A 15,869-nucleotide genomic window follows, 5' to 3' on the forward strand; every position below is an offset into this window, starting at 1 on the left:
CAATTCCCAAAAGTGTGGCTACACTTTTGGGAATTGAAAACCAAACCCAGTAAGGGTTTTAAAATCACAAAATGGCGTAGCCATTTCTTAACTTGGTATCAAACCTTTTGGGAGATAACAGGGGAATGATGTCATCAGCTTTACCTTGGACATGAGCCGCAAACCGCTGAGATAGGGCTGGCACATATACTGTGGGGCTGGTAAATCCTGAGAACAAATGCAGGTTGTCGTATTCCTGCACAGAACCAACGAGGGGCAAATTATCGCTACTAAAAGCAACAAGACAATTGCGCCATTTGCCTTTAAGCTCGGCAAGTTTGGGTAACACCTTAGCGATTTCAGCCCGAATGGCAGCCTCACTCTGTACTGCATTGATCGCGGCATGGGGGTCGGTTAGTACCCGACTGAGTTGCCCAAACCTGATCCTGCGATCGTTATATTGCACCGCACCAGCATCGATCGAAGGCGGCAAAAGTTCTCGTCCAAACACATCCCAAATAGCATCGCTATCCGCGTCAGTAGTCGAGCCTTCTAGTACATTACGTTTATTATCCGCAGGCATGACCATCGCCCGTAGTTCCAGATCGACTGGCTCCGTATCGATCGCCTCGGCATGGGTGTAATAAATCCTTGAATTCACTCCTGAAGCTTTGAGTAAAATTCGCGACATGGCTCCCGCACATACCGCCACATGGGCGCTGCGAAATTCTCCCTGTGCCGTACTTACTCCCGATAGGCGATCGCCATCCGTTAGCAAATGCGTAACCTTGGCATAGACGGTTTCACCGCCTAATCTCTGGAAAGCTTGACTGTGGGCTTTCACAAAACTAGACAAATTGATGTGAGCATGGGGAAATAATAAAGCGCCCCCAATTCCCTGCTTATTTAATTGCGGTTCCCGCTCGATAGCCTCTTGTGGATTGAGGAAAGTAGGCGCGATCGCACAGTCCTTGTACTGCGAGAGAATTACTTGCCGATCATCTTCGGGAGTAAGGGTTAGCAACAAATCAATTTCCCGAAACTCCGTATCCATGCCTAATTCATGGGACAAATTGCGTTGTCTGGCGATTCCTTCTTGACAAAGCTGCTGGGTAACGGCGGTAGTACCAGACCAATAGGAAATCCCTCCATAGCCGAGACTACTGCCACCCTGTAGCTGCTGATGTTGCTCGATTAGCAATACCGAAAAACCTGCTTTCTGTAATTCATAGCTCAGGGATATTCCCGTAATACCGCCACCAATGACAATCCAATCATGCATTGCTTTCTATCTCTTGAAGTCCAACCTCTTCTAATATATTCTCCCCAGCACCTTGATGTTGGGTTTTGACCCATTTTAAGCGTTTGGGAATAACGCACATTCTGAGAGTCACGCTCGCAATTACGGGAATCCAATGCAACATGTAAATCATCCCTGGCACGGTCTTCCAAATCGCATCTTTCCATGCCATTTGGTAGGAGCGGCGCAGTCCAAACGCCATAGTCACCGAGCTAAGGGCAAGGGAGAAGCCAGCGATCGCAGGCAACATTGGATTTTGCTTTAATACAACGGCGGCGATCGTATCAGGGATAAAGGCGATCGTCAGGAGGTATTGATTAATGAAAAAGAGAACAGCATCAAAGGTTTTCAGAAATCCCATCCGACCGCTCAGCATCAGATGTCCGTAGTCGAGATAACGCTGAAAACCTCCCTCTGCCCAGCGATTACGCTGATGCCACAGTTGCTTGAGCGTTAAGACTCCCTCTTCTCGTACCGAGGGGAAATTCAAACAAGCAATATCCCATTGGCAGAGATGCAGGCGAATCGTGAGATCGAGATCGTCGGTGATTGTTTGCTCGTTCCATCCACCGCAATCATCTAGAGCAGTTCGGCGGACAAATTGACCGTTACCGCGCAGTTCTCCTGTGCCACCCACCCGAATCCGCAAATCCTGCAAACACCAATCTAAAGCCATTTCAGCGGATTGTCCTGCCGTCCACCAATTTTCGTCAGCATTGGCGATCGCCTTGCGTAACTGTACCGCCCCCACCCGAGCAGATTGAAATACTGGTATGAGCGATCGTAAAACCTTGGCAGGCACTTGCGCATCCGCATCAAATACACCAATAATATCGCCCTTAGTCAAGGCTAAAACTTGGTTTAAAGCCCCAGACTTGCCGCCCTGAGCCCCCTCGCCCCTTCGCAAGGTTTTCAGTTGGGGGTATTTCTGTTGCAATACAGCTAATACTTCCGAGGTGCGATCGCTACTATTGTCATCAACAATCCACACCTCAAGGCGATCGCTGGGATAGTCTAGCTGACATAAATTTTTAACTAAATTGCCAATCACGGCTTCTTCATTTTTTGCCGAAACCAGTAGCGAGAAAAATGGCAAATCCGTTGAGGAATTTGGCGAATTTTGCTCCGAGCCATGATCTGAGACATTAGTTAAATCGGTCGCTTGGGAGGTCACCGAGGCGATCGCTGGTAATGGTGGGGCAAAGATTAACCTTAAAGCCTGAATACTAAATAACCCTAATAGCAACCAACGGCTCCAAGGCGCAAAATGCAAGCCAATTGTTAATCCATAGACAATTACTAGGACAATGATCATTTTAAGTCTACGGGGATCGCCCTCTAACTGAAGGCTGCTACGAAATTCCGTCTCGTGCATTGGGGATTTTAATATATTGCGAAATGTTTAGCTTGCATCAGGATACCGCTTTTTATTGGTCGTTTTTAGTAATTATCACACCCAAAAGTTAGAATCACCCCCCAAGCCCAAACCGAAATTTTGTAACGTAAGCTACCAATACCCCCTAGAAATCGAGAACAGACAATCCTTTGCGCCAAACCGCTCATCCAAAAATCTAATATAGTAAATCTAATATAGTAAAAGTTAATTCCAACTCAAACCTAATAACTAAATGTTCGGTCTTCTAAAACGCAAATTTCGCAAAAAAATCGCACGTATTGAAATCACAGGGGCGATCGGCTCTAGCACAAGGAATCGCGTTCTTGAAGCCCTAGAATTTGTGGAAGAACAAAAATTTCCTGCCCTATTGCTGCGCATTGACAGTCCTGGAGGGACTGTGGGCGACTCTCAAGAAATCTATGCTGCACTCAAACGTTTGCGGGAAAAAGTCAAGGTAGTAGCCAGTTTTGGCAATATTTCCGCTAGTGGTGGCGTATATATTGGTGTGGGAGCCGATTACATTGTTTCTAACGCTGGCACGATTACGGGCAGCATCGGTGTAATTTTGCGCGGTAACAATATTGAGAAATTACTCGACAAAATTGGCGTTTCCTTTAAAGTCATCAAATCAGGGGCTTATAAAGATATTTTGTCTTTCGATCGCGAAATTACCCCTGAAGAAAAAGTAATCTTGCAATCCTTAATTGACAGCAGCTACAACCAATTTGTGGAAACCGTTGCCGAAGGTCGTAAACTTAGCCCCGCAACCGTGCGCTCCTTTGCCGATGGTCGCGTATTTACTGGGGAGCAAGCGGTCGCCCTAGGGCTAGTCGATCGCATCGGCACGGAAGAAGACGCAAGACGCTATGCCGCCGAACTGGTAGGACTAGATCCTAAAACCACTAAGGTCTTTACGATCAAGCCCCCGAAGTCCTTTGCTAGCAAATTTTTGCCTAACGGCTCCGAAAATGCGATCGCCCGTCTGCAATTTGAGACGGAAACCAGTGGAATGCCTCTCTGGATGTGGCAATAGCCAGAACTGCTTAGGACAAATCAAACCCCCAAAAGATGAGTGGCGGCGCGAAGCGCCGCCACTCATCTTTTGGGGGTTATGCCCCTACAAATTTTTTACAAATTTAGGGATGTTAAAACCAAACCACCAAAAATCAAGCCCATCCCTACAACATACCAAGCCGTAATTTTGTCACCTAAAAATATTGCCGAGAAAAGGGTCACCAAAATAAATGTCAAAAACGTAAATGGATAAGCCTTAGAAAGGGGAATGAAGCGCAGGGCAAATACCCACAAGACAGTGCCAATCCCATATAAAAACATCCCCATAATTAAGGCGGGATTGATCCAAGTAAAAATATTTTCTACATTGATTAAGACTGCACCTTTTTTAAATAAAATATGTCCTCCAGTTGTCACTAGAGAAATTGCTAAAAGTAACAGTAAATTTCGATCAAACATTATTTTGATATTACCAAAGGCTAAAAAACATGGCTTACATAAACTAATGTAAGGGCAATACATAAATTATGCCTAAGTAGCTAGGCGCGATTTATAAGACCCTAAAACCTACAGCGCAAGCTGCCCATGCGCGATCGGTTTTAGGTCTGGTTTTTACTTATGCCTAATTAAGTAGCTATGTATAAGTAAACTTAAAACCTAGAAGAGCATACCGCCCGCTATGCGGGCGGTATACTTCTGGTTTTGGTTTTATGCCTAGCTACTTACTTATACAGCCTCAGTGCCATGATAAAAATGGGGTGTAACGGAGGTTAATTTTGATTGTCTCTGAGCGATCGCTTCAGCATGGACTGACATGGGGACGATCGCATAGTGTTCGGATAGAATCTGCAAAACCTTACCCACCATGGCAACTTTTTTGTAGCTAGGTTGGTTCATGGCAGGAAAAAAAGCTAACTCAGGCACATCTTCACCGCCCATAAAATCTAAAGGATGCAGCAAAAGTGATGGTTGCACTCGCATCAATCGACAAAGGGCGATCGCCAATCGAAAATACCATAAAGCCAAGGTTTGCGAAAATACGCCTAGATAAAGCAGATAACTTACATGAATGGGAATTTTAAAAATTGGCATGGTGGTCACAGGAATTTCGATTAAATTGCCCATTAAACGCCATTGATAGGGTTGAAGTGGACGAAATCCTTCTTGGAACTTACCAAATAACCCTTTACGTTTTTCCATTTCCTCTTTACTTAGCTTACTTGTCATGAAGTAGTAAGCACGCGCTAAAGGACCTAGAAATGTCGGAAATGTAGAGGCATCGTACTGATAGCCCCGTCTAGCTAACACCCGCAAAACCGTAGAGGAAAGACTAAATCCAGGACCACGAAATCCAATGGGGCGCTTGCCTGTTGCTTTTTCAATATGATCTTCAGCGATCGCCAGTTCTCTTTCGACCTCATCTTCAGAATAAAGATGCAGCCAAGGTTCATGGTTAAAGGAATGATTGCCAATTTCATGCCCTGCGTCAGTCAAGGATCTGAGAGCTGCATGGTTTTTTTCTAAAGCCGCATCTTGTCCAACGATAAAAAAAGTAATTCTAATGTTTCGCTCCTCTAGAAATGCCAATACTCTTGGAATCACAATATTTAAATAGGATGGAAAATCTTGCCATCCATCATCTCCATGGGTTTTCATATAAGACCATTGATTATCAAGGTCTAGGGAAAGGCTGGCAATAGGTTTCTTTTTTAACATGTTCTATTCCTCACAATATCAATTATAAACATTCATTATTCTTCAAGATATTCAATTTTATTCATCTCATCAACGCGCAAATAGTTATAAAGATTACCCTTCTCAAGGGGAGTAAAATTAGTAGGTAATTGCTTTAATGGCAAAGTCCGATCGCCAACGGTTAAAGGATTTGTTTGGCGAACGAGTTTACCATTTTGGGATGCGAGAACGATGACATTAGAACTTGGGAATTGATAATTTTCATCTGAAACAAAATCAGGAAATCCAACCCGATTTACTTGCCTTTGTAAATCCCTACTATTTAAGTCAAAGAGATTATTTTGAGATAAGGCATAGTCGTACCACTTCAAAGGGACGAGATGTAGATTGGGGGGATTTTTCCAATCCTTAGGAAATTTGTATATTTGATCCAATATCAAAGATACATACCAAGCATTGGCAGTGATTTGCTGGGGAGATTTAAATCGAGGATCCTCAACGAGGATTTTCGTGCCATCTTCCAGATCTGGCGCTAATCTCATTACATCTGTCCAAAAAGACTGCTGGTATTGCCAACTTATTTTGTAGTCATGCTGAACAATTAACCCAAAGCCAATTAGTAAAGTAAAGAATAGAGATAATCCAAAGGAGGTTATTAATCTCTTTTTATACGCATCCATTAAGTATATTAAGATCGAGAAAACACAAGCCGATATAATCGATATACCAATACTCGCTGGGAGATGTATGCGAGTGTCGCGTCCAGTGAGAGTGAAAGGAGACATGGTTAATGATAACGGATAGGATAGGATCACCATCACGATTCCTATTACCATCAACTTTAATAAATGTCGGCAAAATGCTGGTAGTTCTAACTCTATATTTAAATACTTACTTTCGATAATCGTTTTTACACTAATATCATCTGCTGCACAATATATTTTGAGATTTGATAGGACTAAAAACAAACTCATCAGGGATATCGGCAAATATTTCACATAGACATCTTTAGCGAATTCCCAAGGAATATGTTGAACGGTATAACTGCGAAAATCCCACATCAATAAAGTATCAAAAGCTCTGAGAATAAACATTCCCATGCTCACTAATGAGCCGTAAACCATCAGTCGTAACGATACTCGAAAGGCAGGTGCAATACCAATATCCATTACTCCGACAGTTTTGATTAATAGCTTGCGCAGGAGCACGACTAAAACGATCATTCCCAATAAAATTAATATATGCTTAAATAGTTCTCTTAACTGTCTAGAATTCCATTGTTTATTTAGTAAAGGAGCGGTTAAAAAGATAAAAAAGAAGGTTTCGTAACTGAGTAAACAGCAAAAAACACAAAGATACGATAATATTTTTTTTCGTCCCAGATAACTATGAAATGCTAACAACAAAAATGTCATGGATATCTGTACGCCAAACGCTGCCGCTAGCCAAGTCTGGGTAGTATTAACGGGAAATAAGCAAAATGATAAAGCACCAATAATCGCAAAAGACTGCCTATCAAATAGTCTTTTTAAGAATAGGTAAAACAAAAAACAGTTAATAGTAAATAAGGTATAGGCAACAAAATAAATGCCTGTTAATCCACCTAGTTTATTGCCTAGAAATGAAAACGCAATGATTGAGGTGTAGTGGAGTGGTCTGCCATTGGTTAACACTTCACTTTTTAGGGCTACCCAGAGTTCAGAAAAATTCATTTCCATGACTCTATTGATGCGAAAGTAGTCATCTTCGTAGAAACCAAAACTACTAGAGAAGCAAAAATGAGCAATCCATGCCGTAATTGCAAGTAAGGCGAACACAGCTATCGGTTCTTGACTTCTTTTCGTATGTAACTTGATAGTTTTTAAGTCGATCACATTTTTGCCTTTATTCATACCTTGATTACCGACTTGATTACATTACGTTTTTTGTCTCCGCCGAAGGCAGGGACAAAAAACTCTGTGCCTCGTTTGCTTGAAAAGAGCTATAAAACACCTAATTTCTAATCATAAAAGAGCGATTATCAAACCATAACTCTCATGCTGCGTTCTGCAAGCTGAATTGTTTCATTGACATTAAGCGTACCATTGAGAATATGGGCTGTGTTAAGTACAAATACATTAGGAATGGAAGTGACGATCGCGGGTAGCTTTTCTGAATAGTTTAATGTGGCGATCGCTAATACATGTCTTACTCTAGAGACTTGAAAACAAAGTACATCGCTACGCTGAAATTTTGGATACATATGTACTAGGGTTTGAATAAATTTTTCCTCTAGTTCGCGATCGCTTAATTCAAAAGCGGGATCGTCTGGGACAACATACTTGGGTAAATAAACTAAGGCATTACCTCCAAACTGAGAGCGATGCACCATTGCTGACATTTCTATTACTCCCGTAAAAGGAACCCATGTGTCGGTAATATTAGTTACATAAAATTGGGAAAGGGAGTTTTTTAAAAGTACGGATGCACAGATAATACCCTGATATTCAATATCTCGCAGTCTTCTAATTTCATCGTTTGCTAATCCATGACATATCTTGGCGGCAATCGGTGCTGGCACTGTCACAATAACGCGATCGAATTCGGCGTAGGAGCCATCGGCAAACTCTACATTAACAATATGGCTGTTTGAGGTTTCCAAGGATTCGATTTTTTCGACTCGATGCCCTAATTTGATACTTACATTCAAATCGAGCAATACTTCAGTAAATCGCTCTAGAATGCGATGATATCCTCCTGAGAGATAGCCAAACATTTCTTTTTTTAAACCAGTGCGCCTTGCCGCATATAACCGCGCAATAATCGCCCAGATAAAAGAAGCCGATGCTTTGCGATAGTTTTCGCCCAGTTTCGATCGCAGGAGGGGCAACCAAATTTTCTCAAAGGCATGTTTACCAGACCATCTGATTAACCAATCGCTGACGGAAATTTTTTCTAACTTTTTCCAGTCAGTAATTTTGGAGCCATAGATAATGGTGAAGGCAAAACGCAGTTTATCAATGAGATTGAGAGGGAAAAAACGTAAGAACTCGATCGCATTAGAAATCGAATAGAGTTTACCATCGTTATAAAATCCTGTTTTTGTCTCAACCCATTGCATATTTTGCTCTAAACCGAGCTCTGTTAATAGCGATCGCAAATAGGTGTCGGATAGCAAGATAACGTGGTAATGGCGATCCCAGATAATATCGCCTAAGCGCCAAGCATCGGCTAAACCACCTAGGCGATCGGCCCTCTCAATTAAAGTTACTTGTTTACCCTGTTGGGCGAGGCGCAAGGCGAGGGTCATTCCTAAGATGCCACCCCCAACAATACCCCAATGCTCAGATTTGGATGCCATAGATCGTCAAGTTAATATTCGGTAAGTAGATAAGGTTCTTAGCATAAATAAACTCAAAAACCCAGAAGATCGTACCGCTCGCTACGCGGGCGGCACGATCTCTGTTTTTGTTTTTTAATGATTGATACCAAATCACAAAATGGCTTAGCCATTTTGTGATTTTAAAACCATTACTGGGTTTGGCTTTCAATTCCCAAAAGTGTAGCCACACTTTTGGGAATTGGTATGAGATAAGTAGCTAGAATCAAAAGCTGTAGCGCACGCGCAGCGTGCGCTACAGCTTTTGGGGTTTTATATTTAATTATGCCTAGCTACTTAACACTTTCAACAGAAATCTCAGTTAGGGTAAGTCAGTTCCATTACATCGCGATCGGCGATCGCATACTTCAAACCACAAGCAGAACAGGTGATTTCTGGCTCATACAGATTTTCATCTATGGCAAATCGCCGAAGTAACTGACCGCAACGACATACACAACCCACCGATCTGGCTGGATGCCCCATGGCTAGATGAAAGTCAGGTATGGACTTAGTAACGAGAGAACCCATCCCAATCATGGCGAAGCGCCCAATACTCAGATCGTTGCCAATCGTGCATCCTGCCCCAATGGTCGCTCCTGCCTGTACAAGCGTTGGCAGAGTATGCTCATCGGGATCGGAGGGGCGAAGTTGCTTCAAATTGCTAGTAGTAGCCCTTGGAAAGCGATCGTTAGTGAAGATCGTCCCTGCACTAATCATGACCCCATCTTCGATGGTGACAGCATTACAGATATAAACAAAGGCATTGATTTTAACCCGATTACCAATCTTTACTCCATAGGCAATATAGGTCTTTTCGCCCACTATACATTCTTCGCCAATCTGGGTTGAATGACGAATATGCACGTTATCCCAAATAGAACTGCCTTCTCCAATACTGACGTTATCTTCGACAATTGCCGAAGGATGGATGCGAATTGCCATATATCTATCCTCAAGTTATCCTAAGGCAACGGCAGGAACTTCATTAGTTGGTAAAACACGAAGATTATGGTGACCGATCCGAGTCCAACTAGTCTGCATCATCGCCGCATAGGCCGACTCGATCGCGGCGACGGAGGCTAGCCCATCCTCAGCAGTAATAATCAATTGTTCCTCACCTCTAATTGCCTTGGTGAAATTCTCGATTTGGCTACGAAATGCCTGTACTTTGTTATAACCCTTACCAAATACAACCCAATCTGAACTAGAAGCCTGACGATATTTAGATTCTCGCCAACCAACTGAAATTGTACCCTGAGAGCCATAGATCCGAATATAACTATCTAGCTCCTTATTAATGCTCCAAGAGAGGTCGATACTACCACGTACGCCGCTGGCACTCTTCACAAAAATTTGCACCGTATCTTCCACGTCTAAACCTTGAATGCGCTTGCCTTCGACAACTTGAATCTCATCAAGAGCACCGAGAAAATATCGCATAATATCAACAGAATGCGTACCATTGTCGATGAGTACGCCACCACCACTAATTTGAGGCTGCGAATTCCATCGCTTACTCATATCCACTCGTCCAGTAAAAGCGTTCTCAAATAGTACGATCTCGCCCAGAATTCCCGAAGAGACAATTTGCTTAGCACGAATTACATCTTCGACATAGCGAAACTTAGAAGCCATAGTCAAGATAACACCCGCCTGTTTGGCAGTTTCAACCATCAGCTTCGCTTGAGCCGAATTGACACTGAGGGGCTTTTCGCAAAGAACATGGATTTTATGTTCTAGAAGATAGCGGCTAACATCTAAATGGGTAATGGGAGGAGTACAAACGATCGCAGCATCGATCTCGATACTATTGACCAAATCTTCATGGGATGCAAAACTTTGGCATCCCAACCGCTCTGCTAAAGAATTAGCTCTAGATAGATCTACGTCAGCAATGCCCACAAGCTGGGCGATATCCGTACTTTCAAAGGCTTGGATATAGGATTGAGCGATCGCTCCTGCACCGACTAGACCAAACCTCAATTTTGTTGTCATGGAAATCCTCCTAATAAATTTATAGATTAAGTTATGGCTTAATACCAAGTTAAGAAATGGCTACGTCATTTCTTAACTTGGTATTAATCAGTAGCTGGGCATAATTAAAAACTAGAGTCACAAGCTGTAGCGCAGGCTGTGCGTGCGCTACAGCTTTTAGGGTTTTATATTTAATTGCGCCTAGATACTCCTAGATACTCCTAGATACTGAGATTTAGCTTTTAATTAATTTAAGTTTAATTAATTTAAGAATTAGTAACTGAGTTGCTTGACTGCTTCATGAATAGCATCAGCAATATAATCAATATGTTCATCGGTATAACGTTCGTTCCAAGGCAATACCAATACAGCCTCTAAACCAGCATAAGTACCAGCAAATTTTGCCGCATTGTAATCTACAGCGTCAGGGCTCGCCAGAGTAAAGGGAAAGCGCGAATTACCAAATGTACGTTGTTTCTGGAAAATCTCGCACATAAATGCAGGCTTTTGAATATAGCGGGGTGCAGAGAAAATACCCTTGGTTTTTAAATTCTTTGCCAATCCTACAGCGCCATCAGCAATTTTACTGCTATCCACGCTCAAGCAATATTTCCAATAGACATGAGTATTTCTAGCATCAATTTGCGGTGTAGAAATTCCATTCAATCCCTGAAGCTTGCCAGTTAATTTGCTAGCCGCATCCTGACGATTTTTGACGATTCCCTCAAGTTTATCAAGTTGGGCAACCGCAACTGCTCCTTGCAATTCACACATCCTTCCATTGAGTGCGAGAAAATAATGATCGGGTTGGGGATCGCCGTAGCCCCAAGCTTTGTTGACAAATAAAAACATTCGTCTTGCAAAAGCATCGTCATTGGTCGTGACGATCCCGCCTTCTCCCGTTGTAATATGTTTACCCTGTTGCAAACTAAAACAACCAATGGAACCGATCGCTCCAACTTTTTTGCCATTGTGTTCGGCTAAAAATGACTGGGCGCAATCCTCAATGATGGGAATACCACGAGATTCGGCAAGTTGAACAATCTCGGTCATATTGCAGGGATTGCCAAATAAATGGGTGACAATAATCGCTTTAGTGCGATCGCTCAAACGAGCTTCAATTGACTCGGCAGTGACATTCCAAGTTCTGGGATCGACATCGGCAAATACAGGAATAGCCCCTTGGTAGAGAATCGGAGTCAAAGCACCCATATCGGTAATGGAAGTGGTGATAATCTCATCTCCAGGTTCGGGATCGATCGCCGAAATAGCAGTGTGAATAGCCCCCGATCCTGAAGAACAGGCATAGGCGTATTTAACACCAATCATTTCTGCAAACTGATTTTCAAGGGCTTTGACAAAACTTCCTTTTGTGCTGGTGAGAGTACCGCTGCGAATCGCTTCAGATAATAATTTAATCTCTTCTTCGCCTAGAGTCCGCCCAGATGCATCCTGATCGGAAGGCAATTGTATTAACTTCGTCAGTGTTGGTGTAGATTCAATCATTTTAATACCTCTTAATTTCTCTATTTTTTATTTTTATTTTTATTTTTATTCTTCGTATTTATTCTTTGTAATTATCTGTTTAAGTACCTCAGCATAATTAAAATCCAGATCTAAAACCTGCGGCGACACGCAGCGTGCGCCGCAGGTTTTAGGATTTTATATAACAGAAATACTGACAAAATAACAACGTCTCACTTTCTTTAAGATTCATTCTTCATACTGTTATTGTTTTCGTAGATAGCTGTACCGAGATAAAAAATCTCTTCAAAGTAATTCTTGCTTTGCATCGATAAAACTCCCAAGCTAAACAGTTGAATAGCCAAGATCAAAGTTATACCGCCAATAAAGAAGGTATGTGGGGCTTGACTATATGCCATGGCGATCGCATCAGTAAAATCTGGAAATTGCTGAGACAATGCCAACTGTTGATAGTTATGCCAAGAGCGCAAAATTGCATAAAAGTCAGCATAGGCAGATAGCAAAAACAGGATCAGACTGGGAATCAAAAAGAAGATTACAGGTCTAAACAAAAAGCCAGAAACTAAAACAGCCGTGGTTTGTTTAGCGATCTTCATGCTCGAAACTCGCTTAACTTCCTGTGTTTTTTGAGGGAGCCAACAAAGATGGGCAGGGATTTCTTCAACTCTCACCCCTAACAGTCTTGCTTTATGGATGATCTCAGGATTTATCTCCATTCCCTTCGATCTTAGATTAAGTCTTTTGAGAAACTGAGCATCGTATACCCTAACCATTCCTGTTAGGGTTGCGAGACTGCGTTTATCGGTAAAAGAGAGAAATCGGTTTGCCCAAATACTGAGGGTTTTTCGTAACCAAGGAACATTAGAGATAGAACCACCACGCATATAGGGCGATGCCACAACGATTCGGGCTTGAGTCTTGACAATCCGATCTAACAGATCGCCAATATGGTCGGCAGAGTAACTTAAATCTAAATCGACAACAACAATGTAGTCGCCTTGGCAGTTTTTGAAACCATACCTCAAAGCCTGACCCAGCCCATGATTTATGCGATGATGTAAAACCAAAATGTTTTCGCGATTTTTGGCAAACTCTAAAGCTTTGGCGTAGGTATCATCTCTACTTCCATCGTTAACGATTACCATCTCCCATTGAAATTTATTCTCTAGGGATTGCATATACTTACAAAGGATTCCCAAGTTTTTTTCAATGATGGAAGATTCATTGTAGGCTGGAACCAATAAGGACACTAACGTTTTGGGAGAATCACTCTCTGATTGGCATCCTGATTGATATCCTTGGTCAGTTAATGCTGAATTATTGTCTTCAATATCGGAAGAGGAAGAAGATGTTTTCAATTCCAATGCTCTAGATGTCGCCATAGCTTTGTACTCAGAAAGTGGATTTCAAACAACCTTTGGTAAGAGTTGGAAGCGGGAAGTCAAACACTGAAATATCAGGCTTTCCTTTTGCATCACCGTCATGCCTTCAACTTATTAAGGTTCTTTGAACAGGGAAACCAACAAATTAATATCTAATATAATCACTAAAAGACAACGAAAAGACAATCATTAAAGTTATACGTAAGTTATATATAAGTTATACACAAATAGGGCTTTAAGTATATTTTCTTAAAATAAATATCACCTAAAAAATACATAGGTCAGTCTATTAAATAAATACTATTTTTAGAATTATTTAAAAAGTACTTGCTATAGCTGAAGCAGATTAAAGCACAGTTTATAGCAATTTGTTGGCTGGAGTTTGTGATCGCGATCGCTTAATTATTGAGACAAGGATCTCTCAATTAGAGCCTATATCATCACATGGTAATCCCTTTCCTCAATGCACAATATATAGACAAATTAAGGGAGGGACAAACCAATGACTCCTGTACAAATAGAGAAAACACAAACAATGTTAACCGAAAGGCAACTCTACCTATTTTTTAGACTAAGTAAAATTCGTGAATGGTTGGGAGAACTTTATTTAGAACTTGTCTTGTCTCAAGAGGAAATAGAATATATCTATAGCTCAGGAACAAATATTTGCTTCAATGACCAAAAAGATCGCAGTAAGCAATCCCATTATCTGATGAGATAAAATCTCGCCAGCGATCTAGACAAATAGTATGAAATTGCTATCTTCTCTGATTTTAAATTCGATTTAGATCGCTTTCTGCAAAGCTACCATAATCGATACTGCTAATTAACTGCTAATTAAAATTCAATTCGCCATTGCCAATTATCTCTCAGTTACTTCAGTTGTTTAAATCATCGGATCAAGTCATTAAATTAAGTCATTAAATTAAATCATTAAATTAAATCATTAAATTAAATCATTAAACAAGAATGAAGCCATGATCATTTGTCCTACAAGCCTATAGTCTTTATTGGATTTAAATTGCGATAGAATACTTAAGAAATTAATATCGCAATATATCCATGAGTGGAAACAAGCTCTACGAAGGCAAAGCCAAAATTCTCTTTACAACAGACGATCCTCATATTTTGCTGTCTCGCTACAAAGACGATGCCACCGCTTTCAACGCTTTAAAAAAAGGCACGATCGCCAACAAAGGGGAAATGAACTGCGCGATCGCCTCTCACATTTTTCAGTATTTAGAAACTCAAGGCATTGCGACCCACTTTATCCAGCAAGTTTCTCCCAATGAGATGCAGGTTGCTGCGGTCAAGATATTACCCATTGAGGTCGTCGTTCGCAATATCGCCGCAGGCAGCATCTGTAAGCGGCTCGGTTTGCAATCAGGGCAAGAACTCAAGACTCCGTTAGTTGAATTTTTCTACAAAAATGACGACCTTGGCGATCCCTTAATCACGGATGCCCATGTTGCCATGCTCGATCTCGCCACGCCCGAGCAGGTTGTCCAGCTCAAGGAACTTGCCCTAAACATTAACCAACATCTGCAAACATTTTTTGATCGCTGCAATTTGATCCTCGTCGATTTTAAAGTGGAAATTGGTGTCGATCGCAAAGGGCAGTTATTGCTAGCCGATGAGATTAGTCCTGATACCTGTCGCCTTTGGGATAAAGCGATCGCCGATCCTACCGAGCGGATTATGGATAAAGATCGTTTTCGGCAGGATCTCGGTAATGTTGCTGAGGCATACCAAGAGGTCATGAAAAGAGTATTAAGCAGTTAAGCATAACTAAAAACCAAAACCAGAGAGCGTACCGCCCACTAAGCGAGCGGTACGCTCTTCAGGATTCATACTGAGATCCTGCATGAATTTTTTGTTTCTGGCGATCGCAAACAACATAAAACAATAAAATTCAGTTTTAGCAAATTACTGCTAGCTATATGTCGGTGTTGAAAGTTATAGTAATTTATTACTATTCTCAGAAACTTTCTGTTTATCTCTGTTCGTCAATAGTTTCCTGTTAAGTATTCTGTTTAAATATTCTGTAGGTGTTTGGAAGACTTTATGCGTATAAACTTGCTCGTATTCACAGCCATTGCCGCATCCAGCACGTTACTGACAAATCCTTTGCTGGCAAAGGCGAGTCCTGCAAAGCAAGAGATTGCTCAAGCCCCGACCCCACAGTCCACAACCCCTCCTGCCTCAGCCAAAACTGCTCCCCAGTCGAGTACGGTCGCTCAAGCCCCACAACCTACGACACCTCCCACCCAGCCCCCTCAGTCT

General features: G+C 41.8%; 13 protein-coding genes and 1 pseudogene. 4 read left to right on the forward strand and 10 right to left on the reverse strand.

Features of this window, described 5'->3' with window-relative positions; all coding sequences use genetic code 11:
- Window positions 1-64 precede the first annotated feature (64 nt).
- Together PseudUWO310_RS19305 and PseudUWO310_RS19310 are read right to left on the reverse strand one after the other, a co-directional pair.
- Window positions 65-1,261 carry an NAD(P)/FAD-dependent oxidoreductase gene (locus PseudUWO310_RS19305; protein WP_143122112.1) on the reverse strand — a complete coding sequence of 399 codons (1,197 nt, stop codon included), beginning with the start codon at window positions 1,259-1,261 and terminating at the stop codon, window positions 65-67.
- Window positions 1,254-2,654, reverse strand: a complete 1,401-nt coding sequence (locus PseudUWO310_RS19310; protein WP_143122113.1) for a glycosyltransferase — start codon at window positions 2,652-2,654, stop codon at window positions 1,254-1,256. Before PseudUWO310_RS19310 ends, PseudUWO310_RS19305 begins: the two co-directional genes overlap by 8 nt.
- A gap of 253 nt (window positions 2,655-2,907) precedes the next feature.
- Between PseudUWO310_RS19310 and sppA the strand changes: the two genes are divergently transcribed.
- Window positions 2,908-3,708: a signal peptide peptidase SppA gene (sppA, locus tag PseudUWO310_RS19315; RefSeq protein ID WP_009627822.1), complete on the forward strand. Its 801-nt coding sequence runs from the start codon at window positions 2,908-2,910 to the stop codon at window positions 3,706-3,708.
- Between the two features lie 95 nt (window positions 3,709-3,803).
- Here sppA and PseudUWO310_RS19320 read toward each other — a convergent pair whose 3' ends face one another.
- The 8 genes from PseudUWO310_RS19320 to PseudUWO310_RS19355 all read right to left on the reverse strand — a co-directional run bounded on the left by PseudUWO310_RS19320 (window position 3,804) and on the right by PseudUWO310_RS19355 (window position 13,586).
- The gene (locus PseudUWO310_RS19320; RefSeq protein WP_190316080.1) at window positions 3,804-4,148 is read right to left on the reverse strand and encodes an EamA family transporter; all 345 of its coding nucleotides are present in this window, start codon (window positions 4,146-4,148) and stop codon (window positions 3,804-3,806) included.
- A gap of 267 nt (window positions 4,149-4,415) precedes the next feature.
- Window positions 4,416-5,405, reverse strand: coding sequence for a polysaccharide deacetylase family protein (locus PseudUWO310_RS19325; RefSeq protein WP_143122115.1), 990 nt, complete (start codon window positions 5,403-5,405; stop codon window positions 4,416-4,418).
- 35 nt (window positions 5,406-5,440) lie between these two features.
- Entirely contained in the window at window positions 5,441-7,276 is a 1,836-nt protein-coding gene (locus tag PseudUWO310_RS19330; protein ID WP_143122116.1) for a hypothetical protein, read from the reverse strand.
- Between the two features lie 128 nt (window positions 7,277-7,404).
- A complete protein-coding gene (locus tag PseudUWO310_RS19335; protein ID WP_143122117.1) occupies window positions 7,405-8,724 on the reverse strand; it encodes an NAD(P)/FAD-dependent oxidoreductase in 1,320 nt (439 codons plus the stop codon).
- Between the two features lie 336 nt (window positions 8,725-9,060).
- The gene (locus PseudUWO310_RS19340) at window positions 9,061-9,687 is read right to left on the reverse strand and encodes an acyltransferase (RefSeq protein WP_143122118.1); all 627 of its coding nucleotides are present in this window, start codon (window positions 9,685-9,687) and stop codon (window positions 9,061-9,063) included.
- Window positions 9,688-9,702: 15 nt separating this feature from the next.
- Window positions 9,703-10,740, reverse strand: coding sequence for a Gfo/Idh/MocA family protein (locus PseudUWO310_RS19345; protein WP_143122119.1), 1,038 nt, complete (start codon window positions 10,738-10,740; stop codon window positions 9,703-9,705).
- A 252-nt stretch (window positions 10,741-10,992) separates the two neighbouring features.
- Entirely contained in the window at window positions 10,993-12,225 is a 1,233-nt protein-coding gene (locus tag PseudUWO310_RS19350) for a DegT/DnrJ/EryC1/StrS family aminotransferase (RefSeq protein WP_143122120.1), read from the reverse strand.
- A gap of 200 nt (window positions 12,226-12,425) precedes the next feature.
- A complete protein-coding gene (locus tag PseudUWO310_RS19355; protein WP_143122121.1) occupies window positions 12,426-13,586 on the reverse strand; it encodes a glycosyltransferase family 2 protein in 1,161 nt (386 codons plus the stop codon).
- A 502-nt stretch (window positions 13,587-14,088) separates the two neighbouring features.
- On the opposite strand from PseudUWO310_RS19355, the gene PseudUWO310_RS19360 reads away from it, so the two are divergent.
- The 3 genes and pseudogenes from PseudUWO310_RS19360 to PseudUWO310_RS19370 all read left to right on the forward strand — a co-directional run.
- Window positions 14,089-14,307 carry a hypothetical protein gene (locus tag PseudUWO310_RS19360; protein ID WP_143122122.1) on the forward strand — a complete coding sequence of 73 codons (219 nt, stop codon included), beginning with the start codon at window positions 14,089-14,091 and terminating at the stop codon, window positions 14,305-14,307.
- 341 nt (window positions 14,308-14,648) lie between these two features.
- Entirely contained in the window at window positions 14,649-15,368 is a 720-nt protein-coding gene (gene purC / locus PseudUWO310_RS19365; protein WP_143122123.1) for a phosphoribosylaminoimidazolesuccinocarboxamide synthase, read from the forward strand.
- 282 nt (window positions 15,369-15,650) lie between these two features.
- A pseudogene (locus PseudUWO310_RS19370) lies at window positions 15,651-15,869 on the forward strand (hypothetical protein); the annotation flags it as partial.

The sequence above is a fragment of the Pseudanabaena sp. UWO310 genome, from assembly GCF_006861605.1.
Taxonomy (GTDB): domain Bacteria; phylum Cyanobacteriota; class Cyanobacteriia; order Pseudanabaenales; family Pseudanabaenaceae; genus Pseudanabaena.

Coding starts and splice junctions, on each gene's coding strand:
- PseudUWO310_RS19320 (WP_190316080.1), bottom strand. CDS start 4,148: ATGTTTGATCGAAATTTACTGTTACTTTTAGCAATTTCTCTAGTGACA.
- PseudUWO310_RS19330 (WP_143122116.1), bottom strand. CDS start 7,276: ATGAATAAAGGCAAAAATGTGATCGACTTAAAAACTATCAAGTTACAT.
- PseudUWO310_RS19350 (WP_143122120.1), bottom strand. CDS start 12,225: ATGATTGAATCTACACCAACACTGACGAAGTTAATACAATTGCCTTCC.
- PseudUWO310_RS19340 (WP_143122118.1), bottom strand. CDS start 9,687: ATGGCAATTCGCATCCATCCTTCGGCAATTGTCGAAGATAACGTCAGT.
- PseudUWO310_RS19310 (WP_143122113.1), bottom strand. CDS start 2,654: ATGCACGAGACGGAATTTCGTAGCAGCCTTCAGTTAGAGGGCGATCCC.
- PseudUWO310_RS19335 (WP_143122117.1), bottom strand. CDS start 8,724: ATGGCATCCAAATCTGAGCATTGGGGTATTGTTGGGGGTGGCATCTTA.
- PseudUWO310_RS19305 (WP_143122112.1), bottom strand. CDS start 1,261: ATGCATGATTGGATTGTCATTGGTGGCGGTATTACGGGAATATCCCTG.
- PseudUWO310_RS19360 (WP_143122122.1), top strand. CDS start 14,089: ATGACTCCTGTACAAATAGAGAAAACACAAACAATGTTAACCGAAAGG.
- purC (WP_143122123.1), top strand. CDS start 14,649: ATGAGTGGAAACAAGCTCTACGAAGGCAAAGCCAAAATTCTCTTTACA.
- sppA (WP_009627822.1), top strand. CDS start 2,908: ATGTTCGGTCTTCTAAAACGCAAATTTCGCAAAAAAATCGCACGTATT.
- PseudUWO310_RS19325 (WP_143122115.1), bottom strand. CDS start 5,405: ATGTTAAAAAAGAAACCTATTGCCAGCCTTTCCCTAGACCTTGATAAT.
- PseudUWO310_RS19345 (WP_143122119.1), bottom strand. CDS start 10,740: ATGACAACAAAATTGAGGTTTGGTCTAGTCGGTGCAGGAGCGATCGCT.
- PseudUWO310_RS19355 (WP_143122121.1), bottom strand. CDS start 13,586: ATGGCGACATCTAGAGCATTGGAATTGAAAACATCTTCTTCCTCTTCC.